Annotated in this window: 20 protein-coding genes and 1 pseudogene; 8 read left to right on the top strand and 13 right to left on the bottom strand. The window is 59.4% G+C overall.

Annotated features, from left to right (window positions below; genetic code table 11):
- Positions 1-8 precede the first annotated feature (8 nt).
- Entirely contained in the window at positions 9-776 is a 768-nt protein-coding gene (locus FHT28_RS29050; protein ID WP_168598098.1) for a cytochrome b/b6 domain-containing protein, read from the top strand.
- On the opposite strand, the gene FHT28_RS29055 is transcribed toward FHT28_RS29050, so the two are convergent.
- Together FHT28_RS29055 and FHT28_RS29060 are read right to left on the bottom strand one after the other, a co-directional pair.
- On the bottom strand, positions 773-2,116 hold the full coding sequence (locus tag FHT28_RS29055; RefSeq protein WP_168598099.1) for a HAMP domain-containing sensor histidine kinase: 1,344 nt from the start codon (positions 2,114-2,116) through the stop codon (positions 773-775). The genes FHT28_RS29050 and FHT28_RS29055 overlap by 4 nt on opposite strands.
- Positions 2,109-2,792 carry a response regulator transcription factor gene (locus FHT28_RS29060; RefSeq protein ID WP_047639995.1) on the bottom strand — a complete coding sequence of 228 codons (684 nt, stop codon included), beginning with the start codon at positions 2,790-2,792 and terminating at the stop codon, positions 2,109-2,111. Before FHT28_RS29060 ends, FHT28_RS29055 begins: the two co-directional genes overlap by 8 nt.
- A 482-nt stretch (positions 2,793-3,274) precedes the next feature.
- Between FHT28_RS29060 and FHT28_RS36440 the strand changes: the two genes are divergently transcribed.
- The gene (locus FHT28_RS36440) at positions 3,275-3,541 is read left to right on the top strand and encodes a hypothetical protein (RefSeq protein WP_246704974.1); all 267 of its coding nucleotides are present in this window, start codon (positions 3,275-3,277) and stop codon (positions 3,539-3,541) included.
- Positions 3,542-3,708: 167 nt separating this feature from the next.
- On the opposite strand, the gene FHT28_RS29075 is transcribed toward FHT28_RS36440, so the two are convergent.
- The 3 genes from FHT28_RS29075 to FHT28_RS29085 all read right to left on the bottom strand — a co-directional run bounded on the left by FHT28_RS29075 (position 3,709) and on the right by FHT28_RS29085 (position 8,564).
- Positions 3,709-4,911: a tetratricopeptide repeat-containing protein gene (locus tag FHT28_RS29075; RefSeq protein WP_168598100.1), complete on the bottom strand. Its 1,203-nt coding sequence runs from the start codon at positions 4,909-4,911 to the stop codon at positions 3,709-3,711.
- Positions 4,912-5,321: 410 nt separating this feature from the next.
- Positions 5,322-7,184: an adenine deaminase C-terminal domain-containing protein gene (locus FHT28_RS29080; RefSeq protein WP_168598101.1), complete on the bottom strand. Its 1,863-nt coding sequence runs from the start codon at positions 7,182-7,184 to the stop codon at positions 5,322-5,324.
- 12 nt (positions 7,185-7,196) lie between these two features.
- Entirely contained in the window at positions 7,197-8,564 is a 1,368-nt protein-coding gene (locus FHT28_RS29085; RefSeq protein ID WP_168598102.1) for an NCS2 family permease, read from the bottom strand.
- A 400-nt stretch (positions 8,565-8,964) separates the two neighbouring features.
- On the opposite strand from FHT28_RS29085, the gene FHT28_RS29090 reads away from it, so the two are divergent.
- On the top strand, positions 8,965-9,750 hold the full coding sequence (locus FHT28_RS29090; protein WP_047639972.1) for an AraC family transcriptional regulator: 786 nt from the start codon (positions 8,965-8,967) through the stop codon (positions 9,748-9,750).
- Positions 9,751-10,011: 261 nt separating this feature from the next.
- Here FHT28_RS29090 and FHT28_RS29095 read toward each other — a convergent pair whose 3' ends face one another.
- The gene (locus FHT28_RS29095) at positions 10,012-10,944 is read right to left on the bottom strand and encodes a M14 family metallopeptidase (protein WP_037197600.1); all 933 of its coding nucleotides are present in this window, start codon (positions 10,942-10,944) and stop codon (positions 10,012-10,014) included.
- Positions 10,945-11,218: 274 nt separating this feature from the next.
- Between FHT28_RS29095 and FHT28_RS29100 the strand changes: the two genes are divergently transcribed.
- The 3 genes and pseudogenes from FHT28_RS29100 to FHT28_RS36445 all read left to right on the top strand — a co-directional run.
- Positions 11,219-12,235, top strand: a complete 1,017-nt coding sequence (locus FHT28_RS29100) for a GntR family transcriptional regulator (RefSeq protein ID WP_162693776.1) — start codon at positions 11,219-11,221, stop codon at positions 12,233-12,235.
- Positions 12,225-13,559: an FAD-binding oxidoreductase gene (locus FHT28_RS29105; protein ID WP_168598103.1), complete on the top strand. Its 1,335-nt coding sequence runs from the start codon at positions 12,225-12,227 to the stop codon at positions 13,557-13,559. Before FHT28_RS29100 ends, FHT28_RS29105 begins: the two co-directional genes overlap by 11 nt.
- A gap of 97 nt (positions 13,560-13,656) precedes the next feature.
- Positions 13,657-13,832: pseudogene (locus FHT28_RS36445) on the top strand (ATP-dependent DNA ligase); the annotation flags it as partial.
- A gap of 17 nt (positions 13,833-13,849) precedes the next feature.
- On the opposite strand, the gene FHT28_RS29110 reads toward FHT28_RS36445, so the two are convergent.
- From FHT28_RS29110 to FHT28_RS29140, 7 genes are all read right to left on the bottom strand, one after another.
- Positions 13,850-14,272, bottom strand: a complete 423-nt coding sequence (locus FHT28_RS29110; protein WP_173411522.1) for a DoxX family protein — start codon at positions 14,270-14,272, stop codon at positions 13,850-13,852.
- A gap of 219 nt (positions 14,273-14,491) precedes the next feature.
- Positions 14,492-15,718, bottom strand: a complete 1,227-nt coding sequence (arsK, locus tag FHT28_RS29115; protein ID WP_168598104.1) for an arsenite efflux MFS transporter ArsK — start codon at positions 15,716-15,718, stop codon at positions 14,492-14,494.
- Positions 15,715-16,440 (bottom strand): arsenical resistance protein ArsH, encoded by a 726-nt coding sequence (gene arsH / locus FHT28_RS29120; protein ID WP_168598105.1) that lies wholly within the window; start codon positions 16,438-16,440, stop codon positions 15,715-15,717. Before arsH ends, arsK begins: the two co-directional genes overlap by 4 nt.
- Positions 16,415-16,837: an arsenate reductase (glutaredoxin) gene (gene arsC / locus FHT28_RS29125; RefSeq protein WP_037197596.1), complete on the bottom strand. Its 423-nt coding sequence runs from the start codon at positions 16,835-16,837 to the stop codon at positions 16,415-16,417. Before arsC ends, arsH begins: the two co-directional genes overlap by 26 nt.
- On the bottom strand, positions 16,834-17,529 hold the full coding sequence (locus tag FHT28_RS29130) for an MIP/aquaporin family protein (protein WP_037197594.1): 696 nt from the start codon (positions 17,527-17,529) through the stop codon (positions 16,834-16,836). Before FHT28_RS29130 ends, arsC begins: the two co-directional genes overlap by 4 nt.
- On the bottom strand, positions 17,529-18,059 hold the full coding sequence (locus tag FHT28_RS29135; RefSeq protein ID WP_112442871.1) for an arsenate reductase ArsC: 531 nt from the start codon (positions 18,057-18,059) through the stop codon (positions 17,529-17,531). Before FHT28_RS29135 ends, FHT28_RS29130 begins: the two co-directional genes overlap by 1 nt.
- Positions 18,056-18,412: a metalloregulator ArsR/SmtB family transcription factor gene (locus FHT28_RS29140; protein WP_047558914.1), complete on the bottom strand. Its 357-nt coding sequence runs from the start codon at positions 18,410-18,412 to the stop codon at positions 18,056-18,058. The genes FHT28_RS29135 and FHT28_RS29140 overlap by 4 nt, the downstream gene beginning before the upstream one ends.
- A gap of 42 nt (positions 18,413-18,454) precedes the next feature.
- Here FHT28_RS29140 and FHT28_RS29145 point away from each other — a divergent pair, with 42 nt between their 5' ends.
- Positions 18,455-18,979, top strand: coding sequence for a DUF6428 family protein (locus FHT28_RS29145; RefSeq protein ID WP_168598106.1), 525 nt, complete (start codon positions 18,455-18,457; stop codon positions 18,977-18,979).
- Positions 18,980-19,213: 234 nt separating this feature from the next.
- Entirely contained in the window at positions 19,214-19,903 is a 690-nt protein-coding gene (locus FHT28_RS29150) for a gamma-glutamyl-gamma-aminobutyrate hydrolase family protein (RefSeq protein ID WP_168598107.1), read from the top strand.
- Positions 19,904-19,943: the final 40 nt, after the last annotated feature.

Consider the following 19,943-nt stretch of genomic DNA (forward strand, 5'->3'; position numbering starts at 1 on the left):
CACTCCGTATGAGCGAACAAAGATCAGCCTATAAACCTTACTCCCAGCCACCCGCCGAACACAGCGGCAAGACTTCATCCGCCAAGGGTGATGTCGTTCGTGCGTGGGACCTTCCCACGCGTCTGTTCAAATGGTCGCTCGTCGCTTTAATCCTGGTGGCCTGGGTCTCGAGCGGTTTCAACGATCCGGATATGACCGTTCACAAAGCGGCCGGTTACGGCGTTCTCGTGCTGGTGGTCTATCGCGCCCTTTGGGGTGTTTTCGGGAGTTCAACGGCTCGTTTTTCCGGTTTCGTGCGTTCTCCCCCCGCCGTATGGACTTACCTGAAGGCACTGCGGCTAAACCGTGCGGGGCGCTATCTCGGCCACAATCCCGCGGGTGGTCTGATGGTTATCGGTCTCATCGTCGTTTGCGGTGTGCAAGTTCTGCTTGGGATGTTCTCCAGCGACGGAGTGACCGCTTCAGGACCATTTGCTGGACTGGTGGGTGATACGGTTTCTAGTTGGGCTGCTTCGATCCATGCTGCGTGGTTCTATTTCGCCATCCTTGCCTTGGCCGGGCTGCATATCGTCGCGAACTTCTACTACCAGTTCGTCAAGCGTGAAAACCTCATCGGCGCCATGATCACCGGCCGCAAAAGGCGCGAAGCCTATGTCGATCATAAGGAAGCGACGGGTGGATCTCTGCCCGTAGCGGCTGTCTGTCTTCTGACAGCCTTTGGCCTGGTTTATGGCACAGTGACGCTGTTTGGCGGCAGTTTCTTCGCCTCAATCTAGGATTTTGGCTGGTCAAACAGGAGGGTCGTGGCGGTGCAACGGCCAGGATCCACCTCAATCTCCATCCGCCCGCCATGCAGCGCCGTGATCCGGCGCACGATCTCAAGGCCGATACCCATATGGTCGGCCTTGAGATCGCCAAACGGGGGCTCGGCTGGTGCGTCAAAAATACCAGCATCATCCTTGACCGTCAGACGCGGGCCAGGACCTGCAACGACTTCGATGGTGGTGCCATCAGGGGTATGTTTGGTGGCGTTTTCGACAAGGTTGCGCAGCGCGTCGGCAAGCAGCGGCGCATGGCCTTCGATTGAGCCCGCGCCTAAATTGCTATAGGCGATGGTATGATCACGGTCGTAGACCAGGGGGGCGATATCGGCGACAACCCAATCGGCTAGCTTTGCCAGGTCGACCTGCTGGAACACCGCACGGTCAGCGCTTTCGAGCCGCCCTAGCGCCGTGATCTGACCGACAAAATCCGCCAGTGCATCCAGGTCGGCTTCGATTTTTCGAGCTCGCGGATGTTCGATATTGCCAAGCTCCAGCTTCATCATCGCCAGCGGCGTGCGGATTTCATGAGCAACAGCCGTGGTGAACAGACGCTGCGACTTCATGAGCGCACCAATGCGCGCAAGGCTCCGGTTCACGGCAGCAGCAAGATCGGCAATTTCGCGGGGCATGCTGGTCTGGTTGATCAGATGGCTGGGGTCGAGTGGATCGAGATGGCCGGCCTCTTGCGCCGCTTTTGCGACGGGGCGCAGAGCCTGGCGAATTGACAATAACGTGCCACCGAGAACGAAAAACAGCATGATCGCCATCGGGGTGGCGAGATGGTCCGCAAACTCACGCCCGATCACCGCCCACATGATGCCATCGCTGTCGTGCAGGATCGCAATCTCGACAAAAATCTTGTCTCCATGGATTTCATAGGTCTTGCCGCCGGCGACGGCGAGCGGTTTGCCGTCGCTCAGCATACGAGACCAGAGGTCCGGCGGATTGACCTCCTGCGGCAGAAGGTGATTGTCGCAGCGCGCATCGCAGTTTGTATAGAGAATCTGACCGGAGGGTGTGCGGATACGGGTGATATAGAAGCCACCCCGGATGCCGTAGCGGTGGAGGTCGTGCGGCAGCTTGTAGGGCGCCTCGTCATGGCGGCGTTCGAAACCCTTCGACAGCTCTGCGGTTTCACGTTCGATCATCAACGTCGCCAACTGCTTGTTGTCGAAATAATAATCGGCAAAGACGAGTGCGGCCTGGATCGCCATGGCGAGCGCCGCAAAAAGCGCGATGCGCAGCGTGATGATGCGGATCAGCGTGGGCGGCCGGACAGACCGATCAACCATCTTGCCGCTTTTCCCGCAGCAAATAGCCGATGCCGCGTATCGTTTCGATGCTGATGGGCAAATCGAACGGGGCGAGGCGGCGGCGCAAGCGCGAAATCGCCAGTTCCACGGCATTGGTCGAGATGTCGTCGCCAAATTCGGAGAGCTTACTTTCGATTATTTGCTTAGGAGTGACCCGACCGGCGTTTCGAAGCAGCAGTTCCAAAACGGACCGTTCGCGCGGTGCGACTGCGAGCGGTTCGCCACCTGCCGCCACGACACCATTTGTGGGATCGAAAGATAGGCCGCCGACGACGATGGATTCAATGTAGTGCGGCGCTCTGCGGCGCAGAAGGGCGCGGCAGCGCGCGAGCAATTCGATGTGATTGAACGGTTTGACGAGATAGTCATCGGCGCCGCCATCGAGGGCGGCCACGCGATCCTCGATCGAACTGCGCGCGGTAACGACGAGAATGGGCGGGATAAAGCCGTCGCGGCGTAGCTCCCGTATGAGATCCAAACCGTCGCCATCGGGTAAGCCCAAGTCCACCAAGAGCAGGTCATAGCTGACAGTTTGTGTTGCCAGGAGTGCGGCGCCAACCGTCGCCGCACTATCCAGGCGCCAACCGGCCCGATGGACGCTTTCGGCCAGCAAATCGCGTAGACGCGCACTATCCTCGACTAGTAACAAGCGCATACGCACCTCGATCTGCAATCATAGTGGTCACGCACCGCAACAACACATTGTCAGCACTACTTCCCGCTGGACTAGCGTTCAATCGAGACTGATGAACCATACGATTTGAACGGGATTTTGCAAGAACACCTAATGCGGATCGGGACCCTGCGCGGCGGAAGCTATTCGCTACCCGCTTCCCCTTCGCACGCATGAATGCATCCCGATCTACGCTTGGCACGCCGCGCGATATCGCAATATGGACGCTTGACTCGCCGCCTTCCGGCAGGTCTCCGCGACCGACGCACCTTCATCCACTTGGTTCAGGATGAAGGCCTTTTGAGTGTCCGAAATCTGTGATGCCTCCATCGTCTTCCGTTCCCTCCAATCCCTCGCGTTCGCGGTATTCCGCTTTTCTTGCATAAATCTAATGTCCAACAACCTGATTATCCATCTCCCGCTCGGTAAATATATGCAGCATCGCAACTACGAGGAATTCAAAGATGAAGGGATTTCTGGGTATTGGCTCCGGCCCAGGCATGGGTTTCGCAACCGCCGAGGGGTTTGCCAAAGCGGGCTTCCAGAGCCGGCTCGCTGCTCTTTCTTTCACTGCTGTCGGCATCGAAATGACAGTCGCCATTGATCCCGCGGTTGTGTTCAACGTGGAGATGAACATCGACTATCGCAAAGTCGGCCCGAGCGGCACGATCGTCACCGCCTATTGTCTCGGTACGATGAAGGCGCTGATCCGGTCGGTGGATGAGGCATGACGGGACCGGGTGCGAATGCGCGGGTCTACCTCGCCTGCGGCGTGACGGCTGCTGGGCTTCGCTTGCGATGACTCGTCTTTTTTCCGCTTCGGCCACCCTGCAACAGAGTGTCCAGCGCGGCTCAAGATAGCTCGTGCCGAATTTGTCAGAACTGGCGGCTCATGTTTCTAATATTGGTCGCGTTGCCGAGCGCGCTGTTCCAGGGCAGCTTCAAACGCTTGAAATAACTTCTTCATCACCTGCCCTTTGTAGGGAAACAGCTCCGCCGAATCCATGCAATGGACGTACATCCCAACATCGGCCTCGAACACCAGCAGGCGGCCGTCGGGCAATTCGGCGCAGTCGATGGCAAAATAGTCCAGTCCGAAACACCGACCGAGCTCGGCGAAGGCGTTTGCGTGGCGGATAGCGAAGTCCTCGTCGAACCTCGTCATCCAGGCGGCTTCCTCAGCGCGCCTGTCCTCGAAATGCGACATGCCGGCGTTCTGGTAATGCACCATCCAATGCTCGGAGACAGCCATATGGCTGGCATAGGCATTGCCGTCGATAAAGGCTATGCGCTGCTTGCGGAACTTGCCGTCCTCGCTGCTGTAATCGATGAATGAAGCAATATAAAATAACGGGTCGGGATGCGCTTCCAAGAAGCCGAGCAACTGCCGGGGGTCAACGATCTTTTCCATGCCGTGGCCGGCATGGGTGTCGAGCGGGCGGACGATGAACGGGTAGCTGGCGATACCGGCGGCAGCCTCCGGGCCCAACACACCGTCGGCGATGTCCTGAAGCACGTTTCTGGGAATTCGCGCAATGGCTGGTGTCACGACGGCAACTGCTTCCCGGAGCGACTCGGCGACGCCGTCGCGAGACAAGCCCATGACAACGCGCGGCGCATTGTTCATTATTGGGCCGCGCCAGTCCCGCAGCAATCTTTCGAGATTGAGTAGCACAGGCAGATTGTCGGTCGATTCGGCAACGGCAACAAAGGCGATGTCATGGTTCGGGATGTCATCGAGGTTGGGCGTATTGGCATCGACATAGTGGAGTAGGACGTTGACGTTTGATTCTTCCAGCAGGAGCTCGATCGGCGCGTTAGCCGTGAAGTCGCCTTTTGCGACGAAGACGAGGACGTTGAGGCCGGTGCCACGACCGAATGTCAGCCGGTAGGTCTTCGAAAGCCGAAGCGCAGCCCTTTGGGCGATCGCGGCCTCGCTTTTTTGGCCTACCGAATTCATAATGATCGACAGGTCAAACAAAGCTGCTGCATCGGAATGATCGGCCGTTACCCGGGCAAGGAGGTCGTTCCACAGGGGCACGATGTCACGACCCTCGTAGATCGAGCGGATAATTTTTGCCTTGCCAATGATGTCGACCATGCCTGGCGTTCTTGAGTCAGGCGTCGGCTCGTTCGGCAAGATTTCCATCATTCGCTTTAGCTCGCGGGAAATATTCTCCCGTCTATCCTATTGGCAAATCTCATAAACGCGCTGGTTCCTTTTGAGCATAACCAACTGACAGTCATGGCTATCACCCTTCACTGACGGGACACTGAACTCGGACCAGCTCTTCACGTTTCTGAAACCTGGTCTGCCGCTGAAAAGCGATCCTTTTTGAGGTATGGCTTATGGGCCTCAGGAGCGCATTGAAATGGCAGCGACATAAAGCGGAAGAGATCGTCACGAAGCTCCGTCAGCTCCATGCACTATGATCTGGGCTATATCGATTTGAGCCAGAGGACCTTGCAAACCATCGACAACTCGACCCAGGTCGATACTCGCCGTTCGGTTCACCAGACGACGGGATGCGATTGGCCTGTGTTGACGTTGACAAGTCCTGACGGCACCTCATCGCTCGGCGCGACGAATACCCAGCGCCAGGGCAGGCAAGTCAGGGTGGCGAATATCAGCGTTTCCGGAAAGCCCGGTTTCCAGATCTTGGTAGCGGAAGGCTCGTACATCCACTCGATCTTTTCCGCGGCTGAGTATAGCTGCTGCATTTCTCGATCAAGTTCCTCGGCCGGGCGCGCCGTCATCAGGCCGCCGATCTCGTAGCGGACCTCTGCTACGATCTCACCCCGATGCACCAGCACCCATCCGCCGGCTATTTCCTGCAGGCGATTTACGGCCATCGCCATCGCACGGTCGGAGGAGCCCACCGTCCAGACATTGTGTGAATCATGGGCGACGGAGCAAGCAAGCGCAGTGTCCGGATCCGCTGGACCGCAGCCCAGCCAGAACATCGATGCGAGCTTTCCGTTGCCGCTATAGCGGTCGATGATTGCGAATTTCGTAATCTTCCGCGCCGTGTCCCGCTGGACCTCACCGTTTTCAACCTTCAGTTCCGTGGTCAGAAAATCCTGATTCCAGTGAAAGGGACGCAGGAGGGCGGCTTGTACGCTGTGGCGGTCGCTGGGAGCCCGAACGGCAAAATCCGCAGCAGTCAGGAGGCGTCCGATGTTCAGCGTTTCGCTCGCCCATTCCGGCCAGGAAATGTCGGGTTGCGGTCCGAGATATTGCTTGCCTTCGGAAACGAGCAAGCCGTCTGCGTAAACGACTGAGATGGAAACGGACCCCACATCGTCGAGCAGCACGAGATCCGCGTAGCGGCCTGGTGTAATACTGCCCACCCATGCGTCGATGCGCATATGTCTGGCCGGGTTGAGCGTGACGCATTGAATGGCGGTTTCGGGCGGGACGCCGTGCTCGATCGCGGACCGAAGATTGTAGTCGCTTGCACCTATTCTCAGTGTTTCCGAGGCGCTGCGGTCATCCGTGGTAAAGGCGATATTGGACCAATCGGGAAGGCCGCGCTCAAGGAAGCCCGGCAAGACCTCGGGGAAATTATAGGGGCGGATCTCGATGAAGATGCCACGGTTTATTTTCTCCCACCCGTCCTCGAAACTCCAGATCTCGTGGTCGGAAGAGATGCCGGACGCGGCGAAGGCACTGGTTTCATGCGCCTCGACAAGACCTGCACCATGCCCCTCGACAACGCCGCGCTGTTCGACCGTAGCGCGGATCATTCCCCATGTCCGCTCATAGGCGGGGTTTTGCGGATCCCAGACCGCCGGCCAATCCATGACCTCGTCGAGACTGACCACGGACAGGTCTTCCGTCAGGAAGCCGCGCTGCTCCTCATAGCCGTAATGGCCGCCGGTGCTCTCCCATCCGCTCGGAGGCACTGCGGAGCCGGGCTGGATGAAGACCTTGTGTGGTACGCCATGGCTGCGGGCCGTCTTCCAGAAGGCCGTATTGTTGAGGCCGTCGACATTTGCGAATTCGTGGCTCGCCTCGCATGTCCAGGTGTTGCCTCTCGGCAGGACAAGGGCTGCCTCATATTCGGGCGTCAGGTGCGTGCTTTCGATGTGCTTGTGCACTTCGCCGAAGCCGGGAACGGCCGACAGGTCCGGATAGTGTACTCGGCCGGCAACCTCTCCCTTGTATTGGCCGGCAGGGCCGACCCAGGCGATGCGCCGTCCCTTGACGACGATCTCCTGGTCAAGAGCCCACATGCGCGTATGAACATTCAGCAGGCGGCCCACGCGGATCGCCAGATCCGCCGGTCTTTTGCCCAAGGCCACGAGGACGAGATCCTGGCGGATGGCGATATCGTCCTTTGCGCTGAGGATGAGGTCGTTTGGAAGGCTCATCGTGCGCGCTCCTCAAAAAGCCCGATGGGCGATAATGATGTAGATGATGAAGATGACATCGAGGGTTACGAGCATCGCGGTGAGTTTCTGCCACTGACGCGTCGCCAGAACGATCAGCGAGTAGACGAAGCAACCGATCGCCAATCCCATCATCAGATCGGTGGTTACGACCGTGATCAGGAGGATCAGGATAGGCGGAATGGCATTCTCCGGCAGCGACGTGTCCAGGTCGCGAATGCCTTCCATCATCAGAACGCCGACCATCACCAGGGCGGGAGCCGTTGCCTGGGCCGGAATGATGCCGATGAGCGGCCAGAAGAACAGCGAGACGCCGAAGAGAACTGCGACGACGATGCCGGTCAGGCCCGTACGGCCGCCTGCTTCGACGCCCGCCGCCGATTCCACGTAAGCCACGACGGTCGATGTGCCTAAAGCAGCACCGATAATCGAGGCAAAGCCGTCAGCGGTGTAGGCCTGCCGGGCGCTCGGAATGTTGCCGTCCTCATCCATGATCTTGCCGCGGCGCGTCACACCGATCAGCGTGGCTGTCGCGGAGAAGAAATCGGATATGAAGAAGTAGAGCGTGATCGGCAGAACGAGCCAGAAGTGCGTGAAAAACTCATGGAAATCGAAGGCGAAGAAGAGCTCTTTCGGGATGATCGGAAAATCGACGATGCGATCAGGAAAGGCGGTCAGTGGCGCTCCATGCGCTGTGATGAACAGGCCGATGACACTCAGAGCGGCGATAGAGATCAGGAAGGCGGCCGGTATCCGCAATGCGAGCAGCATAGGCGTCGCCAGCACGCCGACGAGCGACAGCATGACGGCCGGTTCGGCGATATTGCCGAAGGAAAGACGGTCGTGGGCCAGAGACACCAAGCCGGCGTTTTTAAGGCCGAGATAGGCGATGAAAAGACCGAGGCCGCATTGTATGCCCAGCCGGATCGGCTCGGGAAAACCGCGGACAATCCGCTCGCGCCATCGGGTGAGCGACAGGATCGTAAACAGGATCCCGCCGATCAGGACCATGGTGAAGGCAGTCTGGTAGGTTACTCCCATCTGCAGCACGACAACTTGTGCGAAGATCACGTTCGATCCCATACCCGGGGCGAGCGCGATCGGCAGATTGGCCCAAAGCGCCATGATCAAGGTTCCCACCATCGAAGCGAGGGCCGTGGCGATGATGAGCGAATGCATATTCATGCCCGCGGCCGACAGGATCGCCGGATTGACCACGATGATGTAGCTCATCGCGCCGAAGGTCGTGAGACCGGCTACGACCTCGCGCGATATCGACGAATTCCGCTCCTCGATGCGAAAATATCGATTGAGGGCCGATAGTTTTGAGCCCTCCTGATCCGAAAAAACATTGCCTGTCATCGCCTATCGTTCCCCTGCTTTTGACGTCGCGTTGGCAGCTTCTTGCTGTCTATCGAGCGCGATGAAACTGGATATCGTCATGAAAAGGCGGGCGCCATGACTGCGGCTTCGTGAAGTTGATTGGAACTCAGGAAGATATGCGCATTCGGACACCCGAGAGGCTTCGGTCGCTGCATAGGGATTACTTTTGGGCTTGGCACGAATGCCCTAACCGCAGTGAGACAGGCGGGTCAGCGTTCACATAGAATGCGATGAGTTAGGCACGAATATTGCTTGTTATCGACATGGAACGCCGTCGTAAACTGGCAAAGGCCGAGGTTCTCACACCAACCCGCAGCCGACCGAGTGCAATTGGGTTCTACGCATCGGATGCGGGCTGTTCTGGAGGAAGGATCGAGTTATGGAGATTTTAAGTCGAGACTATAATTTTCACTTTCATAAGGCGACAAGCGACAACAATCCTGCCGGCACCTATTTCGGCGAACCACGTGTCGAGGTGTCGCTCATTATGAAGGGGTCGGTGCGGTTCATCGTCGACGGCCGTGTGCGTGTTGTGCATGCGCCCTGCGCCACATTGCAGGCGTATCACGTCGATCTCCACGCGCTGTCGAACACCGACCAAAAGGTTCAGACAATGTGGTGCCACTTCTCCCCGGATGCGCTGTCGGAGGACGACTGGTCGGTACTGGAAAATTTGCCGGCCGCCCAGCCGATTCCTCCCTTGATGCCATCGCTCTTCGCCGGCGCTCTTTCCTTGCAGCAGGAATCCGATTCCCCGCCCGAGCATGATGTCACCAACCACATGCGCAATTCGCTCGGCCGGACGATCCTTGCGGAATATATTCGAGGCACCCAGCTTGCGGGGCGAACGAGGCCATTGCCGAAGGCGGTTAGCGTGGCAAAAAAGGCGCTCGACAGTGAATATTCACGATCGTGGACGGTTGCAAAGCTCGCGAGCCTCGCCGGGACAAACGCGAACTACCTCATTCATCTTTTCAAGACCTATCTCGGCGTGCCGCCGATGCATTATTTGTGGGAGAGAAGACTGGATGCGGGTATCCACATGCTGCAGTCCACCAGCCTGACAATCGACGAGATATCCCATCGCTGCGGATTCCGGAGCCCGGCGCATTTTTCACGACGGGTCAAGGACAGGAACGGCGCTCCACCAAGCCGTTTCCGATAGTGGTGGCATTCTCTTGCATTCGGCTTTCTGCAAGCAACAGCTTGCGACAAGGCATGGGCGGCTCAGCTATCCGGCGCCGCGAGGGGACACAGGGAGAAGGATGTCGCTCAGCGGATCACCCTATTGCGGCGGCGGCGCCGCCGGCTTCACGCGCGGCTCCCTTGGCATATGCAAATTCCCCCCCGGCGTACGGCGGATCGCATGCTCCGGGCGTGATATCGTTGTCGACGGGCGGGGCATGCCGATGGCCGCTGCTTCCCGTCAGGACGTCGTCTCGACCGGAATACCGATGCCGACAAGCGCCTCGCCGGCGTTCACAGCCAGAGTGGTGAGTTGGTAAAGGACTTCGCCTGGCTTTTCGGCCACGATTGTCGCCAGCACGGTCCCGAACACGTCGCGAATTTCGCCGAGTCTGTCGCCGATGGCGATTGGATCGGACAGGCGTTTCGCGCTGTACCAAAGGCCGGACACGGGTGCGAGCGGCACGCTCATCGTCATGAGCCGCGGGGCAATGACTGGGTTGGTGGCGCCTTCGGTCATGTGCATGTGATGCATAATGCGCCCGATTCCATCCATCATGGCGGTAACGCTGGCCTCGTCCCAAAGACCGTTGCAGCCGATCTCGACAAGCACGCTCGGTATACCAAGCGCGCCGGCCGCGCTGATCGTGTTGCTCTTCGATTGCGATCCAACCGAAATCGGCAGGCCGAAGGCAGCGGCCAGCGCTTCGGACGGCGCGTGGCCGCCGGGATAGATCGTGAAAGGCGTCAGGCTCTCGCTCATGTCACCGCCGTGCAGGTCGAGATAGGCGTCCGCCTTCGGGAATACCTCGGTTACGAGCCAGTGTGCAAGCCGCTGGCCCGCGCTGCCGTCCGGCTGTCCGGGAAACATGCGGTTCAGGTTGTTGCCGTCTTCCGGCATCACGTAGATGCTGCGCGCCCGGAACCCCGTGACATTGAGGATCGGGAGAACAAGAAGGGTCCCGCAGAGCTTCTGCGGGTCCGTATGCATCAGACGGACAGCAGCCTCGATTGAACAATATTCCGAAGCGTGCACGCCTGCAGTGACGATGAGGCACGGTCCCGGCTTAGCCCCTTCAACAAGGCCGAAGGGAATCTCGATCTCGGGTATCGGACGCAGGAATCCCTGCTCGATGCGTGGGCGCCCGGTCTTAAGTTCAGGTAGGTTTTGCATGCTGGTCTCCTAGCTGGCGGATATGCAGAAATCGATGAGGTGACGGCAGCCTGACAGCGATAGCGGCGGCCCGGGCAAAATTCTCCGCGGCGGCAGCGGCTTGAAGGAATTTGTCATCCTGGAAGGGCTCTCTTTTGTTATAGTTTTATATAACGATTATGTATCAATTGCTGATCTGTCAACGCACGCGACCAAAGAAACATAACGCACGCATGCTGTGTTTCTGGACGCTTCGTCATTGACGAGCCTAATATTGTTCTATTACTGTGTAACAATGAAAACGCAGAATCCAATCCGCCTCGTGCTCGACCGCGCCCTGCCGGTGCCCCTCGGCGTCCAATTGCGGGGCTTGATTCAATGGGGAATTTCGTCTGGCGACCTGAAACCGGGCGACCGCCTTCCGTCCGTCCGCGATCTGGCGGACGAGACCGGCGTGGCGCCGATGACGATCGTCCAGGTCTACCGCGAGATAAAAGAGGCCGGGCTCATCGAGGGGCGGGTGGGCTCTGGCACGTTTGTCGCTCGCCCCGCGGACCCAATCGACCAGCGCCTCCAGGACTTTCACAGGCGTGTGGACGCAGTCCTGGATCAGGGCCTGGCTCTGGGCCTGAGCAACAGCGACATCGCAGGACTGATCGCGACGCGCTTGACCGCGAGGAGCGCCGGCGGGAGAACCTGGCAGCTGGTGATGGTCGGCAACTTTGCCCATACTACCGCAGCCTATGCTCGAGTGGCCACCTCGATACTCGGATCGGGCGTGATGATCGAGCCTGTCACCTTCGACGCACTCACCAAGGACGAAGGCGCGCTTCACCGGGCCGCCGCTGCCGACTTTGTCGTGGCCTCGCTCGTGCTCCAGCGGGAGGTGTCTGCTCTGCTTCCGGGGCAGCGCGTCGTCGCGATCGGCCTGATCCCATCAGAGGATACGCGCCGCGCGCTCGCGTCGATCGATCCCCGCGCCCGGGTTATCGCCGTGTCGCTCTTCCCGGACTTTCTGCCGATTTTGAGCTCCGGCGTCCGCCGGTTCGCACCTCATGTCGCAGTGCTCAATGCGGCGATGGTCGACAGCGATGAGTTGGGGGCGGCGCTCACTGACAACGACGTCGTTGTCTATTCTTCCGGTGCCGAAGCCGTCTTGGAGTTGCTTCCACCAGGCATGCCCGCCATCGAATATCGCCACACCCCCGACCCCGGCGACATCGAGCGGCTTCTTCGACCCCTGCTCGAAGGCGCTGGCCCCATCGCTCGTCCCCGTACTTCCGGAAAGGAACCCGAAAGCCATGCCGACTGACGTCGAAGCAGTTTCCGACAGCCCAGGCTTCCCCAGCGAAGTGGATGTCGTCGTGATCGGAGCAGGTATCGTTGGCGTATCCACTGCCTATGAGCTTGCCCGCAAGGGAGTGTCCGTGGCGCTGATCGACAAGGGTATCGTCGGCGGCGAGCAATCGAGCCGCAATTGGGGATGGGTCCGGCAGCAGAACCGCGACCCGTATGAGTTGGCGCTGGCCATGTATAGCTTACAGCGATGGGAGCAGCTCGGTCCAGAGCTCGGCCGCGACCTCGGTTTCCGCCGTGCCGGCATCCTATACTGCACCCGCCATCAGGCTGACCTGGATCGCTGGGAGAAATGGGGCGCAGCGGCGCGGGAACAGGGATTCCACAGCCAAATCCTCACCGCGTCCGAAATGAAGAAGCGCTCGCCCCTCAGCAGTTCGTCCTGGCTCGGAGGCGTGTGGTCGCCCACCGATGGCAAGGCCGAGCCAAGCTTGGCCGCTCCAGCCATCGCCGAAGGCGCCAAGCAGATCGGCGTCTCGCTGCATCAGAATTGCGCCGCTCGCGGCCTGGAGATTACCAACGGGCGAGTGGCAGGGGTTTGGACCGAACACGGCCTGATCAAGGCGAGCGCGGTTGTTTGCGCCGGTGGTGCCTGGACCTCCCGCTTCTGCCGCCATCACGGTATCGATCTTCCGGCCGCAAACATTGGCGGCACGGCCTTGCAGACGACGGCTGCTCCCGATGTCCTCGGTGCGGGCTGCGCCCACGTTTCGGATCTGGCGCTGCGGCGACGCATCGATGGAACCTATACGCTTGCCATTCCCGGCCGCGGGACGGTCAGCATCGCCCCACAAGGCATGCGCTACGCTACCAAATTCTATCAGATGTATCGCAGCAAGATCGCAAAGAAACTCAAATATAGGCTCAATGGCAGTTTCTGGAATGGCCCCGAGGCTTGGGGCGGCTGGGACAATGATCAGGTATCGCCGTTCGAGAAAATACGGATCCTGGACCCGGCGCCGGACGCCCAACTGGTCAAGCAAGCCTTGATAACTGCCGTAAAGGAGTTTCCGGCTCTTGGAGGCATCGGTGTAGCCCGCTCCTGGGGCGGAATGATCGATACGTCGCCGGATCTGATCCCGGTCATATCGAAGGTCGACAAGGTGGCAGGCCTCGTCATCGCTTCCAGTTTCAGTGGCCACGGCTTCGGCATCGGACCAGGCGCCGGACGCCTCGCAAGCGAATTGGCTCTTGACGAAGACCCTTTCGTCGATCCGGCGCCCTACAGATTGAGCCGTTTCAGTGACGGCTCGGCTATCCGACCAGCTGAGATGATGTGAACCGTTCACCGATCACGCAACGATAAGTTGCTGTCGATCGGACACCGGATCCAGGGTGAATTTGATGGGACCACCGCCGAAGTCATGATTGAACATACAGACGCTGGACAGGCCCAAGACAAAACAACCGGTGGTGCCGCTTAAGGGCAAAAGCCTGGTCTTCGCCCAACCAACACCGATTGCGAGATCGAATTTCGTGGTTGGACCAACGCCGGCAATCTGCGCCGCTCGTCGTATAAGGGTCTATGTGCGGTTCAGGATCCGGCTTCAGTCCATGTAAAGCCGGACGCTCACGCCCCGCCAGGCCAACCTGCCCTGACGGCAAGCACGCTCCCCGGCCCGTGCACGGCGGCAAAGAACAGACCGGCTACAAAGGTAAAGTGGTCGACGAAGAAGCCGAACTCCGCCTGGTTGCCGGCCCAGTGCGACGGGCCATGGAATGAGAATCCGAGGAAGATCACATAAACGGCAGCAACGATCGCAGCCGGGGTGAAGAAGGCGCCAGTCAAGAAGGCAATGACCAGCAGCACTTCGAGGATCGCTGCACACCAGGCCAACAACGGCGAGAACGGGAAGCCGGCGGCGGCGATATAGCTGGCAGTGGCGCCCATATCCATGAATTTGAATGAGACGGCCATCAGAAAGACGGCAGCGAAGATTAGGCGGGCGATGAGAATGGCGGCGGTCTGCCAAGTCGATTGAGCGTTTTCCACGATATCCCTCCGGGTTGAAGCGTTTGATGCTCCAAGGACGGCCAACAGAAGGGGGTTCCGACAGAGGCCGGGAAATTTTTTGCCGGGAGCGATCGCCTGCACCGGGGGAGCCCATCTTCACGTCATCTGCCGCTATGGAAAAGACCGCGCCGAAAACAGAGGCCTGCGTGATTTCATTCTCAGATGCAGAGGCGCTGCCATCTCCTTCCAGTTGGAAGGTTACCGTCCGTTTAGAAGAGGTTGGGGTCTGGTCAATGGCCGCATCAGCCGCATGATGCCGAAGAACGCGGCAACGGCGACAGTGCCGAGTACGGCGGCGACAGACAGAGACCAGGATACGCCGATGTTTTCCATCATGAACGCCAGAATAAACGGTGCGGTCGATGAGATCATCAGACGAATGGCTAAGACTTGTCCCTGCCGCTTTCCGTAGCCCTCACTTCCAAATAGTGCCAGTGGCAAAGTCCCCTGCACGATGCTGTTCAGCCCCGACCCAAGACCGAAGACGACGGCAAACGCCAGTGCGCCCAGCACCGACGGCGCAGTGACTATCAAAACGACAAGAGCTGCCGGCAACAACACAGCGGAGATAAGCGCGAGCGTCAGTTGCGATAGACCACCCCCGAAGACCATGTTGGTGAAGCGGCTCAGCACCTGCGACGGGCCAAAAAGCATGCCGACCATCACGGCCATGGCTCCAAGCCCAAGTCCGGACAGCACGGGAACCATATGGACCAGCAGTGCTGCGTTGACGAAGCTCTCCAAGGCAAACCCCATGACCATCAGGATGAAGGCCGGCGTCCGGATCGACGGCGGAAGGCTTGGTTCGACATGCCTTGGCGCTTCGTTCTTCTCCCGTTTGCGAATTTCGCTGACGCTGTGCGACAACCACGCATGAATGGGAAGGCAGACCAGAAGATTGATCGCCGCGAAGATCAGATAGACGTTTTGCCAGGAGAGATGCGTATGCAACGCCGTCGTGATCGGCCAGAAGATCGTCGAAGCAAAGCCGGCGATCAGCGTCAGATAGGTAATGCTGCGCTGGGCAACCTTCGGCCTGATCTGGACGAGCAATGCGAAAGCCGCCCCATATTGCACCAGGTTGGATGCAGTCTCGATCGCGATCAGCGCGGCAACGAAGGCGACCTTGCCGGGAGCAAACGCGCAGGCGGTAAGTGCCGCAGCCGCGATCGCCGAGCCGACCGTCATGATCCTGCCGGCGCCAAAGCGATCGATCCACTTGCCCATCGTTGGCGCGGCGAGACCGCCGATCAGGAGAGCCGCTGATAGCGCACCAAAAATCCATTCCGACGACCAGTTCAAATCCCGCGCCATAGCCGGCGCGAGGATGCTGAAGCTGTAATAGAGCGTTCCGTAGCCGATGATCTGCGTGAGACCGAGGGCGAGTATTGCGGCGATGGGTGGCCGTTCGTTGCTGGTGGTCATATGGATTTCAGGCTCACACGCTGTTCGAGCTTTTCTGCTTCTTCCTTCCGCTCGCTGTAACGATCGGTGAGGTAATCTGATGCGTCACGCGTCAGCCAGGTGAATTTGACCAGTTCCTCGCAGACGTCGACGACCCTGTCGTAAAAGGAGGATGGTTTCATCCGGCCGTCGGCGTCGAACTCCTGGAAGGCCTTGGCGACCGACGATTGGTTCGGGATGGTGATCATCCGCATCCAGCGCCCGAGAATCCGCAACTGATTGACGGCGTTAAACGATTGTGAGCCGCCCGACACCTGCATCACTGCCAGTGTCTTGCCCTGCGTTGGCCGCACGGAGCCGACCGAGAGCGGTATCCAGTCGATCTGTGCCTTCATGATGCCAGTCATCGCACCATGGCGTTCCGGGCTGACCCAGACCTGACCCTCGGACCATGCTGACAACTCGCGCAGTTCCTGCACCTTCGGATGGCTGACCGGCGCGCCGTCGGGTAGCGGCAGACCTTCCGGATTGAATATCCGCACCTCGCAGCCGAAGTGCTCGAGCAACCGGCCGGCCTCATGCGCGAGGAAACGGCTGTAGGAGATGGCGCGCAGCGAGCCGTAGAGGATCAGGATGCGGGGCTTGTGCGTGGAGAACGGCGGCCGCAACGTCTCCAAGTCAATGTGGCACAGATGTGCCGGCGAAGCGGCTGGCAGATCAGACAATGCGCTTGCCCTCGGCATCGAGCACCTTCTCGCCGTCTTCCTTGGTGAAGGCGCCCTTGTGCGTTTCCGGCAGGATCTCGAGCACGACCTCCGATGGCCTGGACAGGCGCGTGCCGAGCGGTGTGATCACGAACGGCCGGTTGATCAGGATCGGGTCCTTCAACATTGCATCGAGCAGCTGATCGTCGGTCAAGGCAGGATTGTCGAGACCGAGCTCGGCGTAGGGCGTATCCTTCTGACGAATGGCTTCACGCACGCTGAGGCGTGCGTCGGCGATCATCTTGGCGAGCTCTTCACGCGATGGCGGCGTCTTGAGATATTCAATGACGGTCGGGTCGATGCCAGCATTACGGATCATCGCCAGCGTATTGCGCGAGGTGCCGCAGGCCGGATTGTGATAGATGGTGACGTTCATAGCTTTGCCTCTGACGATACGGTTGATGACGCACGTGGCTGCAGCAGCCAAGTGAACAGGATAAGGGCTGCGACCGCGCCGGCGATCTCCGCCACCCAGAAGCCCGGAAGATCGACCGGGCGAATGCCGGAGAAGGTATTGGTCAGCGAGCGGGCCAAGGCCACTGCCGGATTGGCGAAAGAGGTCGAGGCGGTGAACCAGTAGGCGGCGGTGATGTAAAGTCCGACCAACCACGGCACCGCCTTCTGTTCGAACTTGATGCCGGCAAGGATGGTCGCCACCAGCCCGAAGGTTGCAACGCCTTCCGAGAACCATTGCGCGCCACCGGTGCGAACCCTGCTCGACAGCTCGATCAGCGGCAGGTCGAACATCAGATGCGCAGCCAGCGTGCCGACCACCCCTCCAGCAATCTGTGCCAGGACATACCCGCCAAAATCGCGCTTCGGCAGTACGCGCGACATTGCGAAGACCAGCGATACCGCCGGATTGAAGTGGGCGCCGGAGATCGGTCCGAGCACGGTGATCAGCACGACGAGGATGGCGCCCGTCGCCAAAGTGTTGCCGAGTAGCGCGAGCCCGACGTCCTGCGTCAGCGACGTTGCCATGATGCCCGATCCGACCACGGTCGCGACCAGCATCGCGGTGCCAAGGGTCTCGGCGACCAGCCGGCGCGTCAGATCGAACCCGGCCATCAGTTTGCCTCGGTCTGCTTTTGGCTGGCGCCTTCCGTCGCGCCGATCTGACGCAGGTGCGTTTCCAATGCGAGCTTGTCGATCGTAGCGAGCGGCAGGTTCACGAACAGCGATATACGGTTTTTCAGGTATCTTGCGGCCTGAGCAAAGGCACGAGCCTTCTCGACTTCGTTGCCTTCGACGGCGGCGGGATCCTCGATTCCCCAGTGGGCAGTCATCGGATGGCCGATCCAGACCGGGCAGGCCTCGCCGGCGGCGCTGTCGCAGACCGTGAAGATGAAGTCCATTTCCGGTGCGCCCGGCTCGGCGAACTCGTCCCAGCCCTTCGAACGGAAGCCCGTAGACGGATAGCCCAGTGCTTCGAGTTCCTTCAATGCGTGCGGATTGACCTCGCCTTTCGGCTGGCTGCCGGCCGAATAGGCCTTGAAACGGCCCTTCCCTTCGGTGTTGAGGATCGACTCCGCCAGGATCGAGCGGGCGGAATTGCCGGTGCAGAGAAAGAGAACATTGTAAACGCGGTCGGTGGTCATCGCAGTTTCTCCTCCATTTTAGGAGTGCAGCAGGCCACGACCTCCGCGGCGGGTGCACAAATTTCGGGGTGACCGGAGCAGCAATCTTCCATCAGGAAGCGGACCAGGCCGCCCAGGGATTCATAGTGGGCGGTGTAGATGATCGAGCGGGATTGTCGTTGCGCGGCAATCAGCCCGGAATGCTCGAGCTCCTTCAGATGGAAGGAGATGTTCGACGGGGAGACCTCGACCTTCTCGGCCAAGGTGCCGGCAGCCATGCCCTCCGGACCGGCAACAACGAGCAGGCGCACGATCTGCAGGCGGGTCTCCTGAGAAAGGGCGGCGAAGGCGCCGAGGGCTTGACGCTGGTCCATATTTCAATCATCCTTGAATCATTGAAACGAGGACTACCGCAAATGAATGCGATCGACAACTCGAAAATTCAGCGCACCGATATCAGCCTTGGTTTGCTTCTCGAAACGCTGGCGACAGCGAAGGATCTGCCACTGGTGTTCCACTACGACGGTCGGCCTGTGAAGGGTGGCTATCATGTGACCGAGGTCAAAGCCGGCCAGTTCGCCGCGCTCGACTGCGGCGCCAACCCGGAAGCCTGGACGGAGATTTTCGTGCAGCTCTGGGATATTGACGAGGATGATCGCACCCATATGCCCGCCGGCAAGTTCGCGGCGATCATTCGCAAAGTGTCCGAACATGTGAAACTCGACGGCTCGGCCAAGCTGACCTTTGAGGTGAGCGATGGCGTGCAGCCGATGCAGCTTTACCAGGCAGCCTACCCTAACCTTCGCGCTGGTCAGGTCCATATCGAGCTTGCAGCACGGCCGGCAAGCTGCAAGCCCCGCGATCGCTGGCTTGCTGAGGAAACTGGAAAAGGCGTTACCTGCTGCGGTCCTTCATCGCAAAAGAGCGCCTGCTGCGGATAAAAGTGAGAAAGACCGTATCGACGGAGCCCAGCTTATGCTCTTGCCCGCAGGGTATCGGTCGTCCCATCGCTTTAATTGGAAGGTCGACAGCCCAGTGTGAATGCCGAGAGCCCAACGAAATTGCGCTCGATTTAGATCCGAGTTTATACAGACGCCTGTACTTGTTTAAAGGCTGCTCATTTTGACGTAGGGGAATCTATGTTGAAACGAGCAAAGGTTGGAGGACCGGACTTCATGCGTCAGCCCCGCATTGCCATCATTCTCGATGAGAACACGAGCACGGGCGGCACCCGCTACGAAGGGGCGAAGGGATATTTTCAGGCTGTTCGGGATGCGGGAGGCCTACCTTTCGGCATCCCCTATCTGCCTGAAGTTGTGGATGTTGTTTTGAACGAGTTTGATGGCCTGGTGTCTGTGGGCGGCCGGTTCGCTTATCCCGACGATTGGTATATCCCCGGCGAAGTCTCCAAAGCCCCACCATCGGAACGCCTCGATGTCGAAAGAGCCATGGTTGAGGGCTACCTTGAGAGGAACAAGCCCGTCCTCGGCATTTGCGCGGGGATGCAGATGCTTGCCTGCCTGAGCGGATGTCGCCTCACACCCGACCTACGCGCATCCGTTCCTGCTGCATCCGAGCACGATAAGCGAGGGCAACTGCATTTCGTCGATATCCTTCCAGGCTCGCGGCTGGCGGACATTATTGGCACGCTGCGCATTGAGGTGAACACTTTTCACCGCGAAGCGGTCGTGCAGCTTTCGCCCGCCGTGATTGCGAGTGCCTGCGCAGAAGATGGTATCGTGGAGGCCATCGAAATCGTATCCAACGCGTTTGCGATTGGCCTTCAATGGCACCAGGAGCTATTTGCCGGAACGGACCATCCGGGAAACCGCGTTTTTCGTGGCTTCGTAGACGCGGCCTCATAAACTGTGGCCGCATCAACGGTTGAGACTGACGCTTTTTGCA

The organism is Rhizobium sp. SG570 (assembly GCF_012275345.1).
Lineage (GTDB): Bacteria > Pseudomonadota > Alphaproteobacteria > Rhizobiales > Rhizobiaceae > Rhizobium > Rhizobium lusitanum.